Source organism: Lutimonas saemankumensis, from assembly GCF_020171465.1.
GTDB classification, from domain to species: domain Bacteria; phylum Bacteroidota; class Bacteroidia; order Flavobacteriales; family Flavobacteriaceae; genus Lutimonas; species Lutimonas saemankumensis.
On record NZ_JAIUZR010000001.1, the window covers coordinates 144,575 to 162,285 of the forward strand.

The 17,711-nt window shown below is 37.4% G+C and carries 14 protein-coding genes and 1 tRNA gene; 3 read left to right on the top strand and 12 right to left on the bottom strand.

Translation table 11 applies throughout. The features are described 5' to 3' along the window. Positions 1-9: 9 nt before the first annotated feature. From LCM02_RS00595 to LCM02_RS00640, 10 genes are all read right to left on the bottom strand, one after another. The gene (locus LCM02_RS00595) at positions 10-1,440 is read right to left on the bottom strand and encodes a sugar transferase (protein ID WP_224926368.1); all 1,431 of its coding nucleotides are present in this window, start codon (positions 1,438-1,440) and stop codon (positions 10-12) included. Between the two features lie 43 nt (positions 1,441-1,483). Further along, positions 1,484-2,296: a glycosyltransferase gene (locus tag LCM02_RS00600; RefSeq protein WP_224926369.1), complete on the bottom strand. Its 813-nt coding sequence runs from the start codon at positions 2,294-2,296 to the stop codon at positions 1,484-1,486. After that, positions 2,293-3,543 carry a hypothetical protein gene (locus tag LCM02_RS00605; RefSeq protein ID WP_224926370.1) on the bottom strand — a complete coding sequence of 417 codons (1,251 nt, stop codon included), beginning with the start codon at positions 3,541-3,543 and terminating at the stop codon, positions 2,293-2,295. Before LCM02_RS00605 ends, LCM02_RS00600 begins: the two co-directional genes overlap by 4 nt. Continuing rightward, on the bottom strand, positions 3,522-4,637 hold the full coding sequence (locus tag LCM02_RS00610) for a glycosyltransferase family 4 protein (protein WP_224926371.1): 1,116 nt from the start codon (positions 4,635-4,637) through the stop codon (positions 3,522-3,524). Before LCM02_RS00610 ends, LCM02_RS00605 begins: the two co-directional genes overlap by 22 nt. A gap of 74 nt (positions 4,638-4,711) precedes the next feature. Beyond that, entirely contained in the window at positions 4,712-5,947 is a 1,236-nt protein-coding gene (locus LCM02_RS00615) for an O-antigen ligase family protein (RefSeq protein WP_224926372.1), read from the bottom strand. Then, on the bottom strand, positions 5,944-7,170 hold the full coding sequence (locus tag LCM02_RS00620) for an EpsG family protein (RefSeq protein ID WP_224926373.1): 1,227 nt from the start codon (positions 7,168-7,170) through the stop codon (positions 5,944-5,946). Before LCM02_RS00620 ends, LCM02_RS00615 begins: the two co-directional genes overlap by 4 nt. Beyond that, positions 7,167-8,432: an oligosaccharide flippase family protein gene (locus LCM02_RS00625; protein ID WP_224926374.1), complete on the bottom strand. Its 1,266-nt coding sequence runs from the start codon at positions 8,430-8,432 to the stop codon at positions 7,167-7,169. The genes LCM02_RS00620 and LCM02_RS00625 overlap by 4 nt, the downstream gene beginning before the upstream one ends. Positions 8,433-8,494: 62 nt before the next feature. Then, positions 8,495-9,565: a hypothetical protein gene (locus LCM02_RS00630; protein WP_224926375.1), complete on the bottom strand. Its 1,071-nt coding sequence runs from the start codon at positions 9,563-9,565 to the stop codon at positions 8,495-8,497. Between the two features lie 150 nt (positions 9,566-9,715). After that, a complete protein-coding gene (locus LCM02_RS00635) occupies positions 9,716-11,077 on the bottom strand; it encodes an OmpP1/FadL family transporter (protein WP_224926376.1) in 1,362 nt (453 codons plus the stop codon). A 21-nt stretch (positions 11,078-11,098) separates the two neighbouring features. Then, positions 11,099-12,415, bottom strand: a complete 1,317-nt coding sequence (locus tag LCM02_RS00640) for a hypothetical protein (RefSeq protein ID WP_224926377.1) — start codon at positions 12,413-12,415, stop codon at positions 11,099-11,101. Positions 12,416-12,519: 104 nt separating this feature from the next. Between LCM02_RS00640 and proS the strand changes: the two genes are divergently transcribed. From proS to rpsT, 3 genes are all read left to right on the top strand, one after another. Further along, on the top strand, positions 12,520-13,995 hold the full coding sequence (proS, locus tag LCM02_RS00645; RefSeq protein ID WP_224926378.1) for a proline--tRNA ligase: 1,476 nt from the start codon (positions 12,520-12,522) through the stop codon (positions 13,993-13,995). Between the two features lie 87 nt (positions 13,996-14,082). After that, positions 14,083-14,154 (top strand) — tRNA-Glu (locus LCM02_RS00650). A gap of 34 nt (positions 14,155-14,188) precedes the next feature. Continuing rightward, positions 14,189-14,440, top strand: coding sequence for a 30S ribosomal protein S20 (gene rpsT / locus LCM02_RS00655; RefSeq protein ID WP_224926379.1), 252 nt, complete (start codon positions 14,189-14,191; stop codon positions 14,438-14,440). Positions 14,441-14,569: 129 nt separating this feature from the next. Here the strand turns inward: rpsT and rodA are convergent, their stop codons facing one another. After that, complete coding sequence (gene rodA / locus LCM02_RS00660) at positions 14,570-15,847, bottom strand: rod shape-determining protein RodA (protein ID WP_224926380.1); 1,278 nt, start codon at positions 15,845-15,847, stop codon at positions 14,570-14,572. Continuing rightward, positions 15,828-17,708, bottom strand: a complete 1,881-nt coding sequence (mrdA, locus tag LCM02_RS00665; protein WP_224926381.1) for a penicillin-binding protein 2 — start codon at positions 17,706-17,708, stop codon at positions 15,828-15,830. The genes rodA and mrdA overlap by 20 nt, the downstream gene beginning before the upstream one ends. Positions 17,709-17,711: the final 3 nt, after the last annotated feature.

Genomic DNA, 17,711 nt, shown 5'->3' on the forward strand with positions numbered 1-17,711 from the left:
CAATTTGTTTTACTGGCCTTTATAAAAGGCAATAGTATTAATCGTCTTGAAAATAATTCTGAAATCCAAGGTTACGGATCTGTTTTTTATATAGTACAGGTCATATTCAAGTTTCTTGCAGGAATCCTCAATATTCTCTCCATAGTTGTATTTGACCTGAGCCCAGCCGGTAATACCGGGACTGATAAGATGACGCGAATCATAAAGTGGAATACTTTTTACAAGTTCATCTATAAATACTTTTCTTTCCGGCCTTGGCCCTATCAGACTCATTTCACCTTTTATAACAGATAAAAACTGAGGCAGTTCATCAATACGAAGTTTCCTCAGGATTTTTCCAAAACTTGTTATCCTGTTGTCCCCTTTTACAGACATTTTTGCACCGTCCTTTTCGGCTTCTACAACCATAGATCTGAATTTTGTAATCAAAATCTCTTTTCCTCCTTTTCCAACTCGGTACTGTCTATAAAATAGGGGCCCTCTGTTAAAAAATAAATTTAGAAACAAGATCACTGGGCTAAGTAAAAACATCAGGCTAAGCCCCAATAAAGATGAAAACAGATCGAGTAATTTATGCCACAATAAGTAAAAATAGTGATGGTTGTATTTAGAAACCGGTAAGATGGAATAAAATTGATTACCGGTAAACTGTATTGGAAGGGCCTCCTTTACTTCTTCGTATAACTTCATATAGGTGGTTATGTTCCCTCCGTTTTCACGAATTTTCAATAGAGAAGTATTCATTGAATTGGAGATCATTTCCTGATCCTGATCCAATATTATAATTGTATCAATGAGCTTTCTGGATGTCATCCTCATCAGGGCTCTTGAAAGGCTGTTGATCTCCTTAGGGTCATTAGTAACATTATAGATACCAAGAACTTTTAATCCGTGTTGATACTCCGATCCTTCAATAGATTGTTTTATATGATGAATCAATTTTCTATTGTCGATCTGAGTGGTCAGCAACACACAATTCTTAATAAAAACATTCTTGTGTATTACGGATGCATAAAATACTCTCCAGAAGATCAGGGACAGGGTAAAACCAAAAATAAAATACACCAATTCAAATCCAGGGAATTCTGCATGGTAGGAAAAAAGGGTAACGAAACCATAACCGACCGAAAAGAAAATTCCAATGGAAAAAGCCAGGGGCATGACTTTTCGGGTCTTATTTACATAGTCGAGGTCGTAAAAATTAAATATGATTGTAAAAATCCAGAAAACTCCTGTTGCAAAAAATATATTAAGGCTGTTAAGCAGGAAAAAATTATCCAGATTGATCTGATGATCTATGGATTTGTGAAAATAAAAGAGAGATGAAATAATCAGGATCAGGTCTACGGCACCTAAAAGAAGTTTTTTGTGCCAGTGCCCGAAAACAGGTGTCTTCATTTTCGAGGCACTATGATGACCGATCTGTGATACCGTATTCAATACTTTTAATTTTAGGCAAATATAGGCTTAATTTTATGGCTTTTCAACCTATGGATTTTACCCTTGGATCTAATTTTTTCACTGAATCGTAAACTTTTTCAGGAAGCAGGCCCAAAATGATAGGAATCAAGGCGTAGTAGTATTTGTATTTTGGAATTCCCAGGTATTTGAATGATTCCAATCTCAGTTTACAATCATACAGACGGTACCTGATGGATTTTCTGCGATGATAATTATTGTCCATTCTGTAGAGCAATAAAATCTCGGACAAATTGCAAAATATCATTCCGTTTCCAGCGGCTCTGAACCACATTTCATAATCCTGGGTAGTACGGTAAGATTCATTATAAAACTCAATTTTCTCCAAGCTTTTTCGCCTGAAAACAACTGTTGAATGAATCATTGGATTCGCTTTTGGTAGTAGTTTAATGATCTCTTGATGAGATTCCGGAGCCTGTCTTTTCTGAAGCTGATTCCCGTTTTCATCAATATCAATCGCAGAACTTCCAACAATATCTATGTGAGTATTTTTATCTAGATATTCCACCTGGCGGCTAAGCCTATTTGGCAATGCAATATCATCGGCATCCATTCTGGCAATATAAACTGCCTTAGACATGGCTATTCCCTTATTCAGGTTTTTGGTGAGTCCCTGGTTTTCAGTATTGAAAATTGCGATGACTCTGTCGTCAGCTTCGGCGTAGGATTTAATGATCTTTCCACTTCCGTCGGTTGACGCATCATCAAAGATGATAAACTCAAAATCTGCAAAAGATTGTTGCAAAATACTTTCAATGGCAGTTGTGAGAAATTTTTCACAGTTGAATACGGACATGATAACTGAAACCTTTTTCATAGTGCCTGTGTGATATCTAATTCATACAACTGACGAAATCCCTTATGAACACTATCAATTGTGACTTTGTTATTCGAAGTAAACCTGGGGTGAAGATCACATCTGTACTCATTGACAAATTTCAAAGGAGCGTAAAAAGACCCTAATACAGTGAGTTTCTGGTCCGGAATGCAAAACAGAAGAAGATGCGACATTCTTGATCGGTCCGGATAAGTATCCGTTAACATGTATTTTCCGCAAGGACTAAAGCTGGGATGGCCATCTTCATTTAAAAATTCAGGATAGAATTTTTCGAATTTTTCAGTTTGATCTTTTAACAGATAATAAGCGTTATTTTCATTCTTCATTTTCATCCATCCCACGATTTCATCATCATTTTTCCAGTTACAATGCGAAACCATGCCTTCGTCAGCAAGAAGGTAAAGTTCGTTCCCGTTCAAATCTGAACTCATTAGCCTGCTAAACTTTCTTCCGTCAGGAAGGTACCATCTGTGAATAAAAATAAACCTTTTACCCCCAGGTGAAATTTGCAGATGATTTACGCTGTGTCCCGCTTTGTCCATTGAACTTTTCTTGTGAAATCTTTTGAGCTGATCAAAGGAAATAATAAGCTTGCTGCGATTATTTTGAATATCGATATGAAATATGCCATCTTCCTTATCATTAAAAACAATTTCCTGAAACTCGGACTGATTGGGATAGCCATAAGCCGGGTCAAAATATCCTAATCTCTCAAAATTGATTCCAAGAGCCTTCTGGGATGGATGATGATATGCATAAACAGAAGAGTCAATCAATCGAAACTTTCCGGTTCTGATATTTAAAAGTTTAGTCCTGACCGAATTTCTGTCAAGTATATTGTGCAAAATATGCTGATCATCAAACCAGAAAAGCCGTGAGCCCTGTTGCCAGTTCCAGGAATTTGATTCAGAAATTTTTTTATCGCTGAACATAATATCAATAACTTGATTTTCCTTGTATTTGCCCGGGTTCATTTTTTTTAAGGAATGGAATAAATACCCTTTTTTGCCGAAAGGAGATGAATCATAGTAGCCCCAAAAACTTTCTTTTTTATTGAGCCCGGAAATCTGTTTCATGGAGATTCCTTTCGCAAGTTGCAGGTCATAGGGCCTTTTAAACAAGTAATGATTTAAATGCTGATAGCATAGTTTCGCCATGGGTTTGATTCCAGGGAAACGGTTTGCCACCATGGCCAAGCGTTTTTCTATATTTCCGTAAGCTGACATTGTTCCAGATATTTTGTTTGGTACTGACCAGCCATTCGGTCCGAATCGAATTTTTGAAATAATTGTTCCTTGTTCCTTAAAAGAGAATGTGAAAATTGATCTGATAATAGAATTTTCATTTTCTGCGCCAGGTCCAAGGGGTCACCGGGCCTGAACAGCAAAGGGTAATTTTTGCCAACAATTTCTGAATGAGAAGGAATATCCGAAAGTATCAGCGGCAGACCGGCTGAAAGTGCCTCAAGAACAGAATTAGGAAGTCCTTCTGAATAGGATGCGGAAATAAAATTGTCTGATGCGTCAAGATAATCCTTAACATCATGAACTATACCCTTAAATTCTATACGCGAATCTTGAAAATTTCTCTTTAATTCATCCTCCATGTTGCCCGATCCTATGAATATTAACATGATGTCCTCAACTTGTGATAAACGAAAGGCCTTTAGGATCGTAACCGGGTCCTTTCGTTTTATTAAAGACCCACTGACTAGGAATATTTTTTTTTCAATTGGAAGAGAGAGGTTTTTCCTTAAGCTTTCAACTGAATGGATCGATTTATTTGAAAATGTATTAATATTCACCCCATTCTGAATGCAATAGGTATTAAGACCATAATCCTCATAAAACTTTTCTTTGATATAGTGAGAACAGGAAATACGTGTTTCAATCTTAGAAATTGCCTTTCTGTGTTTTAAGGAAATTATCCTGCCCTTTACTTTTCCATATTTCAAAATATAATCCTCATCCGGGAAATTATGGATCGTGGTCATTCGAGCTACACCGGTCAGTGAACCGTTGATCATATCTGCTCTGAGCCCATGAGAATGTACAAGGTCTATATTTCTGTTGCGTACCACTGACATTACTTTTTCCTTGTTTTTGAATACGCCTTTTAGACGAGAATTTTTTAGTTCAATAATTTCACATTTTATTCCTTCAAAGTCAGTATACATAGATTCTGATTTCGCTCTGGACAAACTGAGAATTATTATATTGAAGCGTTCTTTATCAAGACCACTGGCAATACCAAAAATAATATTCAGGGGTCCGCTTTTTTTCAGCGTGGATACCAGATAAAGTAAATTGATCTTATTCATTTCTATTCAGCCCTCCTCTTGTAAAATGTTCCTTTTCAGGGTAAATCAGATTACAACTTTAACAAAAATACTTGTTAAACCAGTCTTTTGGTGGAATTATTTCTTTTTTTCAACAAATTTTGATCTCCGAATATGAATAAGCTGTAAAAGAAGGAGATCAGCATTATTCCCCAGATTCGATCCATCATATTCTCCAGGGATAAATAGATGCATAATATTGAAACAAACAGATAGGTAAAAAAATGCCTGCTGTAAACAAAGGGAAGGGAAATAAAACAAATGAGCAGTATCAAGCCCAAAATTCCAGAACTGACCAATGCCTGAAGAAACTGGTTATGCATATTCTTGTCTTCGCCGGTAAGCTCCATAACCCTGTTCCTGGCAGTATTTGTCCCTATACCGGTAAGCAATTCGAGTTTACTGTAGTCCCCAATTGTATTCCAAAGAATTAATCTTCCTCGATTATTCCCCTTATCTTTAATTATGGAAGGAGATGCGATTTCATTATAGACCTTTTCAATTCTTAAACGTGTCGAAGGGATATTGATACTAATCAGACCCAGTAAGATCATTGCCAAAATCCCTAAAGCAATATTTCTAAAACTTTTTTGCCTGAAGAACAAACCTCCAGTTATAATAAACAAGGAAATGATCCCGGCTTTGGAACTGATCAGTAGAATCATTGCAGCGTGAAGGACCAATAATGCATAGTACCTCCATTTTCTGATCCTGACAAGATTCGTAAATAAAAGAATCAACAAAACTGTAGCTGAAAAAAATGCATAGTAGGAGGGATGCATATCGATAAATACAAATAATCTTTTATAGCTTAATTCACCCCAGTTCAAAAACATTTCCTGGCTATAAAATTCTTCGGTTGTCTTGCTGTCCCAGTTACCATAAATTACCTCGCCTTTATTCAGCCAGGCCCTTATGAAACCTGCAACCAACAATATAATACTAAAAGTGCTAAGAAAATATACCAGAACTTTTAAAGCCAGTGCCTGATGACTTTTCCTTGAATAAACAAATACTACCGGCATTAAGATAAACGCTAATCTTTTTGATATTTCTCTGAGCTGAAAACCCTGTCCATTGTACACATCAAGACATGTTGAAATTAAAATGCTCATGACAAAGGTGGAAAACCAGATATATTTCCTGGAGAAATTTTCAGGATATTTATTACCGAGTTGAATCAGCGCGATTAATGAAACGGAGATAAAAAGTATGGAATTTACCGCAAATGAAACAAGTACCGAGGGCAAAACCAGGATAAACAGATATTTAAACAAAATCACAGGTTTCATAAGGACTGAATGTTTTTGGGTCTGGCTGTTTCTTTATCAATATTCTTTTCGATCCATTGTCTGTCATATTCCTTCAAAATTAAAGAAATTGAATTTCGATACATGATTTCAGGAATGTATCCTGCTCTAATATTCTTTTGCTGTGCAATCAAACGAATAGAAAAAACCAACGGAATTATAAGTATCAGGCTCACTTTTAAAAATTTTGATATACTTGTTTTTCGATGCTCAGTAAAGATAGTTAAGAGCCCGAAGAAAATAGCCAAAACGGAATAACGACTGAACAGGTTTGGAAACGAAAAAAATACGTTAATTAATATGAGGAAAGGGATCGCCTGATGCCTGAATTTACTTTTATTCTTTGTCAGAATGAAATACAGCAGCACCACAATATAAAGCACTCTTTCAAAGTAGAATTGCATCAATGCCTTCCAGGTGCGCTCCTCAAAAAATTCAAGCGCCCAATAACCCAGAAAATAACTTTCGATTTTCAGTTTCAGGGGGATGTCTGGAAACAGTTCTAAAAAATGAGTAGTGAGAAAAATAAAGATATAGCTTCCGAAAGGCATTATGAACAATGAGTAAATCAGATACTTCTGAAGTTTATGCTCCCTTATTCTTGTCATAAAATACAAGGGTATAGTAATTAATGCAGCAAAATGAACCATTGAAGCAATAACGAGCCAGAACAGGACCCAACTTTTTCCTTCTATTTTTCTTACAAATGCATATATGACGATCAGCATGGAAAGAGGAAAACGTAAAAAAAGACCATGAAGCAGGAAGTCAAACTGCATGATAAACAAGAGTATAACAGATATTCTTAAAGAAGGGTTTTGACTTTGAAGAAGCCTGAAGGAAAGCTGAAAATAGCCAAAAACTACTCCGAATATCAGGATTCTTATGGATAAACCGATTTTTGCAAATATGAAAAGGAGTACATAGAAGAGGGAATCAGGCTTAAGCGAAATAAAAGATATCAGGCCTTCCAGGTTTGTATTTTGAAAGTCAAAATAAGTAATGTAAAGGCGATATAAATCTCCTGTAGGCGCTAACAAGGAAGCTGTCAATCCAAAAAAAGCGGATATCAAAAAAGTATAATACGCTCTCTTTGTTTTGAACAGTTGAAAAATTGTAATTGGAACCGACCAAAGAGGTGTAAGAATGAACAATACCCCAACAATCAGGTCCGAAGCGTACAATTTTGAGGTTGATAATTTCATGTTTTGCTAAAAATCAGTTTATATTTTATTGCAAACCCGATCCTCAAGCTCATAATAAGCAGATCTACAAGGATTCTTGCATAAACAACTGTAATCACCGTAAAGTGATCCGTTTGCCAAAGGATTAATAATATGAATATATACAATATTGAGGGAATGATAATACTTAGATTATATTCTTTATGGTATCCGAAAGCGACTAAGGTATTAGTCCCAAGAAAATATGTGATAACCACAACGGGAATCAATATACTTAACGACTTTAAAAGAAAACTATAGGCAATGAGTTCCCGGCCTCCAAGAATAGAAAGAAAAAAATCAGCTTTCCAATAGGCTATTATTCCTAAAATAATGGCAGCGGCAGAAGCAATTTGTATCAACTTTTGATTCATCTTTTTATCCCTTGTGCGGGCTATTGTGGGAAATAAAGCAATCGAGAGTGTCTCAAAAGGAAGGTGAAATGCAGCAATGATTTTAAAGGAGACATCAAAACCGGTCACATCCTTCATTGTAAAATAAACTCCTGCAACTAGAATAACAAGCAGATTAATGGATTTTGTGCATAAGCCACTTATAAAAAAACCAGACCCTTCCCTCAGGGCTTTTTTTACAGAAGAAGTTTTAATTTTTATGATCCTGGCATTAAATTTTTGTAAAGCTTTATAAAAGGCGAAGGTTCCGATTAATAATTGGCTCATGCTCAAAAGGAGTGCATAAGTGATCAAATCGTCCGAGTCTGATACCAAGACCAAGGTTAGTATCACCAATATAAATTTAAATATGAACACAATTTTGGATGGAATATCCAGTTTTTCCTTTCCCTGAAAAAACCAAATAGGGAATAGGGCTTCCCCCAGAACAAATCCCAATAAAACCACCATTATTTCTTTATTTGCATTGAGAACAGGGGAGATATGGATAAAAATTAGAAAAATGCAGGATGTTACCAAAAAAAGAATCGCCTTACTAATAAAAATTGCCGAAAAGAACCGATTGGTTTTTTCAGGATCATTTCTGTATTCCGTTATATATCTTCCGGCATAGGTGTTAAAACCGAAATTAACCGTAATGACCAGGTATTGAATAATTGAAAAGGCCCAAACAAAGATGCCATAAGTTTGGCTACCCAGAGTTCTCACCAGATAAGAAAGGAGAATGTATTGGCTTAGTACATTGAAAAACCTCAGAAGTGACAGAAAAGAAAAATTTTTAAATACAATTTTTCTGTCAGGATCAATGTTTTTGAGGTTTGTTAATTTCACTTATTTCTTAAAAAGAACGGGATTCAGCAAGGGCATTCAAGTCAATCCTGTTTATCTTTGATCTATACAGACTTCTTATAAGCCATCAATTCTTTGTCCAGCCTCCTAAATCCAATCAATAGAAACATCAAAGAAAACCCTGCTATAAAACCGATAACAGCAAAATTCCTGTACCAGTAATTGACTTTCATTCCAACCGAATTAAAGCCTGAAACCACGTTGACTACTTCTTTTTCAGAGGTTAGTTTGATATTTACGTCTATTAATTCCTCATTCATGACCATGTATTTGTCAAAAACATCAACTTCTTTTGTAGTGTTGCCCGTTTCAGACATAAATATGTTTGTGCCAGAATTTTCTTTACTGCTTTCGGCCAACAAGACTTTTTTGTATAAATTCCTTAAGGAATCAAGTTCATTCATGGAATTTTCCAGGGCCACTTTTTTACTGATTAAATTGTCATACGTTGTCGATTTTACCTTGGCATAATATTCATTGGTATTGACGGAACTGATAATTGGTTTTTCGAGTTTTTGAAAGATAAATTTATCTTTGGCGGTAATAGTGATAATGTGATACTTAAATGATTCAACCGGTTGTTTTTTAGAGAACGATTTGAAATCAACAAGTTTGACAGAGTTTGAGTCTAATTCTGAGACGAAGTTTTTATAAGAAAGGATAACGTCGTTCTCGTTCATATAAGGTTCTACTTCTATCCAAGAGATACTTTTAGCTCCTTCCTCGCTAATTCCGAGAGCTGAAGCCAAACGGCTAAAATCTTCCTGTTTTATAAGGTTTAGATAGAATTCAGCATTTTTATACAGTTGTACTGAAGATCCGAAATTTGGTTCTACCGTCATCGAAGATTCATATTGGACATCTTTTAATCCATATTGATAAATCGCACCAAGACTTCCTCCGATTAATGCAGCCAGAATCATTTTTTTGAGGTTGAGCCTAATATATAGCAAAAATGTCAAGATCCAGTGAAAAATGGTCCTGACCATATGAATAAGAGCATTTACCAACTGGCTGATACCCTTGCCTATGACCAGGAATAGTTGAGAGATGTCAACATCTTCTTCCTTGTTATTAACCTGATTGCTGCCATTGCTTCCTTGATTTGGATCCATGAAATCAATATTTGTTTAAAGGGTAAAAATAATTAAACAAACCTAAGTTACATAACTATTTTAGATGTTGTTTAAGATTCAGGGAATTTTAAATAAAAAGAACCCAATATGAATGGCTCATATTGGGGTTAAAATAAACGTATTTATGATTTAAAAAGTTACCACTACAGATGAGGTAAACCTTTTATTGGTAACATCGAGTTGTGCAGGATTCGCTCCTTCAGCACTCATGAATCGATATTGTTCCCGGTAATCGGAATTGTCATAGGCAAAGTCCAGCCCAAAACGTTTTGAAAACCTGACACCCAGGCCTAAAGAATATCCCTTAACATCATATTCATCAGAAGAACTGACATAAGGAGATTGAATTATTTTGTAGCCGCCCCTGAAGCTAAGAATGTTATATTTCCATTCTGTTCCTATTCTGAAGGAATTCGTATTTCTTAAGCCTGTATTGAGTTCAATATTTTCATCTATAAAATTGCTTGAAGGCTGAAGTTTGGTATTCTTATATCCCTGATAAGTATAATCGAAACTAATCAAACCATTTTTCCCAAAAACATAGGCAATACTTCCAATGAATTTACCCGGGGTTTTAAGTTTGTAGTCATAGTAATTTGGAAGTGGATATTCCGGATCAGGATCAAGTTCATCGTTAAAAACATAGGTCCTTCTGTATTCGAATCGCTCCGTAAGGTTGTACCAAATAGGTGACTGGTATGCGGCACCTAATCTCAGTCCGTTCAAGGGGGTGAGAATCAGGCCTAAACCAAAATTAAAGCCATTTCCATAGGTTGACAAGTATTCCACATTTCTTACATCCATGGAGTTGCCCTGACCGTCGTTACTGCTTTCTTCAAATATGGTATTCTGATAAAAATTAATATGATGAAAAGCCATTGATCCTCCCATATAGAGTACATCCTTATACAATGTGGCGAAACTAAAACTGAATTTGTCATTCAATCCGGAAGTATAGTTGTAAAAATATTGATCCTCGACATTGACATAGTTAATGTCATTATCTGGATCATTGTCAAAATTAAAATCGGGATCGTCCGGATATTCAGGTATTCCACTGTTTCCTCGAACAACGTAATTATTATTGTAATGATTTACGACACTGTAATTGAAGCCAAAGGCAAACTTGTAAATATCGGGATTTCCAAAACTGTCCCAGCTGTTTAATCCGCCAATTTGGGCAAACCGGAAATAGTCGTCGTTATTATAGATGGTATTTCCATAAAACGTAGAATTGATATCTGTATCCCTGTAAGTGAGTGTAGTAGAGAACTCTCCATTATTGTAAACCGCCAATCCTGCGGGATTAACATCTACGGCAGTCATATCATTCCCCAAGGCTCCGAATGCCCCGCTTAATCCCATATATCTGGCGGTACCCAAGGTGTTTTCGGTTGAGAAAAGGACGGCCTGATCCGTATAGCTCAGTGATTGTGCTGAGATGGTAAAACTACATAGCAATAATATTACCAAAGGTATTTTTTGATTCATAATGAATGTTTTTGTTATCCGTTATCTGGTTCTTGAACTGCTTGATGAAGATGGTCTGGAACTCACAGACGATCGGGAATAATTACCGCCAGAAGATGATCTGGAAACGCCTGATGATCTCTTTATAGATGTTGATTTGGCAACCCGGCTACTGGAACTGCTTCTCGAGCTGGAGGTTGAGCCACTTGATCGAGCCGTATTTGATGCCCTGTTAGCATATTGATATGAGGTCTGAGTCCTTGATGACGGGACATATTTTTCATACCGCTTGATATTTCCATTCTGCCTTGCATTGGCATAGGATACACGACTCTGACTCAATTTCTTTTGTTGACTCTGTCCTCTTTTGATGAAGGTTCTGTTGCTGGACTCTACTCGGTTCCCAGACTCCATTCTGTTAATAGCTCTGTTGTCAATTTGGTTGTAGGACATCTGCCTTCTGCCGGAGCTGCTTCTCATACCTGATGAACCTCCCCTGTATCCCGAAGAACTACCTCGGTAACCTGAAGAACTGCCCCTGTAACTAGGTGTATAAGATCTGGTGCTTCTACCCATTGATTTATTACCGGATCCGCTGTTGTAACTCCGTGAGTTGCTTCTGTAACCGGCCCTGTTATCTCGTGTATTGCTGTAACTTGATCGGTTGTAATAAGATCTGCTGTTTCTCGATGAGGCACTGCTGTTTCTTCTTGACGAATAATTTGAAGCCACACTTCTTCTACTACTGTTCCTGTTGTATCTGGAGTTAAAGGAGTCTGACCGGTTTATCCTTCCTGTATTCAATCTGCTTGTATTATGAGCATATCTTTTGCCATAAGTGGCATACTCATAATATCCGGGGTAATAGGGAGGATAGTAAGGTGGATAATAAGGTGGGTAATAACCCCATCCGGGATATCCCCAACCCCAGCCGTAGCCATAACAGGGGTACCCCCATCCATAATATCCACCCCATCCGTAACATGGACCTCCCCATCCGTAATAGCCTCCAAATCCGAAGCTAACATTTACACTGACAGAAGAGGTTCCTTCCCATGGTGGATTTGAATAATATCTGTTTTCCACGTAAACCGTATCATTTTCATAGTTTCCCTGATAAGCTTCAACATCGGTAAATATTTCCTCATTATTGGCATATTCACCTCCAAAATAATTACTGTAGTAATCACTTCTTGCATTTTCTACAACAACAACTTTCTGAGTTTCTGATGCACCATAGATTCCATCACCATCGTTATAGGCATGTTGCGACGAGCCACATGACGAAAAAATTACTGCCAGCAATCCCAGCATCATACTGTAAAAGAGAATGTTTTTGATCGGAGTAATGTTTTTCATAGTGACTTATTTTTATGGTTGTAAGGCAAAAAAAAACTAAGTTTGCAACTTATTTTTCAAGTGCATTAGGAATATTACAATATTTATGCCAAAAATTATTTTTTATGGGAAGCAAATTGACGAAAAGAGCTGAGGATTATTCAAAATGGTATAATGAATTGGTCTTAAAAGCAGACCTTGCAGAGAATTCAGGAGTAAGAGGAATGATGGTCATAAAACCCTATGGTTACGCTATCTGGGAAAAGATGCAAGCTGAACTGGACAGGATGTTTAAGGAGACCGGACATGAGAATGCATATTTCCCGTTACTGATTCCAAAATCTTATTTCAGTAAAGAGGCAAGTCATGTTGATGGTTTCGCAAAGGAGTGCGCTGTTGTAACTCATTACAGACTAAAAAATGATGAAGAGGGCAAGGGTATAGTAGTGGATGAAAAGGCAAAACTCGAAGAGGAGTTGATTATCAGGCCAACTTCAGAGACCATTATTTGGGATTCCTATAGAAAATGGATACAATCTTATCGTGATTTACCCTTATTGATCAATCAATGGGCCAATGTTATGCGTTGGGAAATGAGAACAAGATTATTTCTGAGGACTGCGGAATTTTTGTGGCAGGAAGGTCATACGGCTCATGAAACCAAAAATGAAGCTATCGAGGAAACCAGAAAAATGCAGGAAGTTTATGCCGATTTTGCTGAGAATTTTATGGCTATGCCCGTAATAAAAGGAACCAAAACAGAAAGTGAAAGATTTGCAGGGGCACTTGATACCTATACGATTGAAGCCATGATGCAGGATGGTAAGGCACTTCAGGCAGGGACTTCTCATTTTTTAGGACAGAATTTTGCGAAAGCATTTGATGTAAAATATACCACAAGGGAAGGTCGACAGGATTATGTATGGGCTACCTCCTGGGGGGTCTCAACAAGACTGATGGGTGCATTGGTAATGTCCCACAGTGACGATTTTGGATTGGTTCTTCCTCCTAAACTTGCTCCGATACAAGTGGCCATAGTACCCATTTATAAAAGTGAGGAGCAACTTCAAAAGATTAACGAAAGGGTTGAAGTTCTTACGAGGGAATTGCGTTCAAAAGGAATTACCGTGAAGTATGATAACCGCACAACGCACAAGCCTGGTTGGAAATTTGCCGAATATGAATTAAAAGGAGTGCCATTGAGAATAGCAATGGGCCCAAGGGATCTTGAGAATAATACGGCTGAACTGGCAAGGAGGGATACGCTTAAAAAAGAGGTTTTAAGCCAGGATAATTTAATTGGCAGGGTTGAGGAATTATTGGAGGAAATTCAGAAATCTCTTTTTCAAAAGGCTCTGGATTTCAGAAACGATTTAATTACCGAAGTGGATACTTTTGATGAATTCAAGAAGGTATTGGAAACCAAAGGAGGTTTTGTATCGGCTCATTGGGACGGAACCTCTGAAACCGAGGAAAAGATCAAGGGACTTACAAAGGCGACAATTAGGTGCATACCAAATGATGCCAAGAAAGAAGAAGGAGTATGCGTTTTGACAGGAAATAAATCGGACAAAAGAGTTTTATTTGCGAAGGCCTATTAAAAAAATGAAAAAAAATTAAAAAGTACTTGCAGAGTTTAAAATTTGTATTAATTTTGCACTCGCTTTAATAAATAAAAGCAAGGTCTAGGCCCGTTCGTCTATCGGCTAGGACGCCAGGTTTTCATCCTGGTAAGAGGGGTTCGATTCCCCTACGGGCTACAAATTTGTTTAAATAACAATTTAATTAAAAGAGATGGCAAATCATAAGTCGGCACTGAAGAGAATCAGAAGTAATGAGGCAAAGCATTTAAGAAACAAGTATCAGCATAAAACAACCCGTAATGCGATCAAGAACTTGCGTTCACTTGAGGAGAAGAAGGAAGCTGAGGCTTTGTTGCCAAAAGTAGTTTCTATGGTTGATAAACTGGCTAAGAAAAATATAATTCACAAAAACAAAGCCGCCAATATCAAATCAAACTTGAATGCACACGTCGCTTCTTTATAAAAAAGGAACGAACTATAAAATATAAAAGCAATCCTTGAAGGGTTGCTTTTTTGTTTTTAAGAGAATCTGTTTTACGAATAAAGGGATCAGTTCCTCCTAAGGCTCGGTATGTATAACTCCCCGTCATCACTACCATTCATAGATACGGTCCGCATCCAATCGTATCATAATAAATAGCAGTACCGTAAATCCCCATAGGGAAGAACCTCCATAACTGAAAAATGGAAGCGGAATTCCAATTGTAGGCAGCAATCCTATTACCATTCCAATGTTAATCGTGAAATGGAAAAAGAAAATTGCCACCGTTGCATAGGAAAATACTTTGCTGAACATAGACTTCTGTCTGTCAGCTATAAATAATAATCTGATCAGGAAGGCTACAAATAGTAATATCACAAAACTACTTCCCAAAAACCCCCATTCTTCTCCTATGGTACTGAAAATATAATCGGTTTGTTGTTCCGGTACAAAATCACCCTGAGTTCTGTCACCCTGCAGAAATCCTTTACCAGTTATCCCACCTGATCCAATTGTAATGACCGATTGGGCGGTATTGTATCCGATTCCCTGATCATCCACATCTTTTCCCAGAAGAATATTAAACCTGTCTCTGTGTCTTTGTTCAAATACGTTATTAAAAACATAATCAACACTTACAGTAAAAAAACCGGTAAAAAGATAGATGGCGATAAAACGAAGCCAGTTGTGCCTCAGGTATTTTTTGTTTTTATAGACCAAATAGATAAGCATACCCGAAATAATTCCTGAAGCTATCAGTAAAGTGTTTAAGACCCCAAAGTAGAGGGTAATTACAAACAATAACAATGCGAGAAAGCCAATAACCAAATAATACAGGGGTAAACCAAATTGATACAGCACCAGAATTAATGAACCGTAGACCAATGCAGACCCCGGGTCCGGTTGCAATGTGATCAGCAAGGCGGGTAAGAAGATGATCCCAAACGCCTTAAGCTGATTATTGAGTTTTTTAAGGTCCTGATTTCTTTCATTTAAATAATTCGCCACTGCCAATGCAGTTGCGCCTTTGGCAAATTCAGAAGGTTGGATCCCGAAGGAACCAAAACTATACCAGGAAGTTGCCCCGTTAATATTTGTTCCGAATACGAAAAGTCCGGCAAGTGTGAGTATGGAGGCCAGATAAAAAATGCCGGAAAACTGTTCGTAAAACTTTTTGTCAATGGCAAGAATGATAATTATGATCAGGAAGCTCAAAAGAATCCAGATCATCTGTTTGCCGTATTTCGTGGAAAAATCGAAAATTTCGAATTCGGTTTCTGAAAAAGTCGCCTCGTAAATACTGAGCCAACCCAAAAACACAAACAGCAGGTACATAATGACAAGGACCCAGTCCACACCTTTAAAAATATTACTCTTCCTTTTGCGCAACGTAATTTTCTATTTCCAGTTGTTTATTATATTCTTCCTCCAGACTTCCTTCGAGCATTCTTTTTTCCAGCCAGTCTCTTTTTACTTCCCCTTTGATGTATTTTTCAATCATCAGGCTGGCAATCGGGGCGGCCCACCTTGAACCCCAGTATCCGTTTTCCACGAATACGGCGATGGCAATTTTTGGATCATCTTTTGGGGCAAAGGCAATAAAGGTGGAATGATCAGTAAATTGAATTCTTTCTCCGTTTATTCTTGCGAAATTTTCTGCAGTTCCAGTCTTACCGCAGATTTGAATGTCCTCAATTTTGGACCCTCTGGCGGTTCCAATTTCAAAAACATTGAGCATTCCGTCAATTACTGGTTCAAAATGTCTTGCATCAATAGACGTGTATTTGGGTTTCGTGAATTTTTCATTTTGGTTAACACTGTCACCTACCTTTTTAAGGATATGAGGCGTATAGTAATAGCCCCTGTTAGCTATGGCAGCGGTCATATTCGCAAGCTGAATCGGCGTAGTCAAAACCTCTCCCTGACCGATAGCATTTGAAATTGTGGTGATGGCCTTCCATTTGTGGTTTGGATAATATCTGTTGTATAGCTTTGAGTCCGGGATAAGGCCTCTTTGACCGGAAGGCATATCGTATCCAAGATAATTTCCAAGGCCAAAGCTTTTTGCATGATTGCTCCACACATCCATTCCCTTCTGTGCATCGTCATATTTTTCAATAGTTCTTCTGTATACGTTAGAGAAATAGGCATTGCAGGATCTGTAGATTCCTGTATTCATTGCAATGGGAGTTCCTACAATACCGCAATGGCATTTCATAAATCCACCTCGGCCATATTTGAAACCATGATAGCAATTAAACGCGGTTTCCGGAGTAACGACATCTTCCTGCAAGGCTATCAGGGCATTGATAATTTTGAAAGGTGATCCCGGAGGATATTGAGCCTGAAGTCCTCTGTCCAGCATTGGTTTTTTGATCGTATCATTAAAAAGAAGTACCGAATTTCTGGACCGTTTCCTTCCCACAAGCATATTGGGGTTGTAGCTTGGGGTAGATACAAGTGACAATATTTCACCAGATGATGGTTCAATGGCAACGATTCCTCCTCGTTTATTTATCATAAGGCTCTCAGCATACATCTGCAGTTCCATATCCAAGGTAAGCGAGATGTCTTTTCCCGGGACAGGCAAAGTGTCGAAAATACCCTCTTTATAAGGTCCGATTTCTTTATTAAAACGATTTTTCTGAATGAAGCGAACCCCTTTTCTGCCTCTGAGTACATCTTCATACTGTTTTTCAATACCCTGATACCCCACGAGTTCTCCAAGTTGATAATAATTATTCTTTTTAAGCAGCCTTTCATTTACTTCACTAATGTATCCTAAGACATTGGCACTTGTATTTTCAGGATACTGTCGCAAAAATCTTTTTTGAATGTAGAACCCTTTATATTTATACATCTTCTCCTGTAAAAAAGCATAATCTTCCTTTGAGACCTGCCCTACGAAAATGGATGGAATCCTCGGAGAGTAATTTTTTGCTTTTGTATATCTTTTGATGAAGTCTTCCTTTTCAATTTTAAGTAAATCGCAAAACTCCAGGGTATCCAATGGCTCTACGTCCTTTGGAATGATCATGATATCGTATGAAACCTGGTTGGCCACCATGAGTTTACCGTTTCTGTCATAGATAAAGCCCCTGTCCGGATACGCAAATTTTATGGTAACCGCGGAATTATTCAATGGATTCTGCCTGTATTTGGAATCTATAACCTGTAAAAAGAAAAGCCGGCCGATAAATATGGCTCCCACCGATAATATTAAAAAGTATAATAAGGACTTTCTTGGCATCTT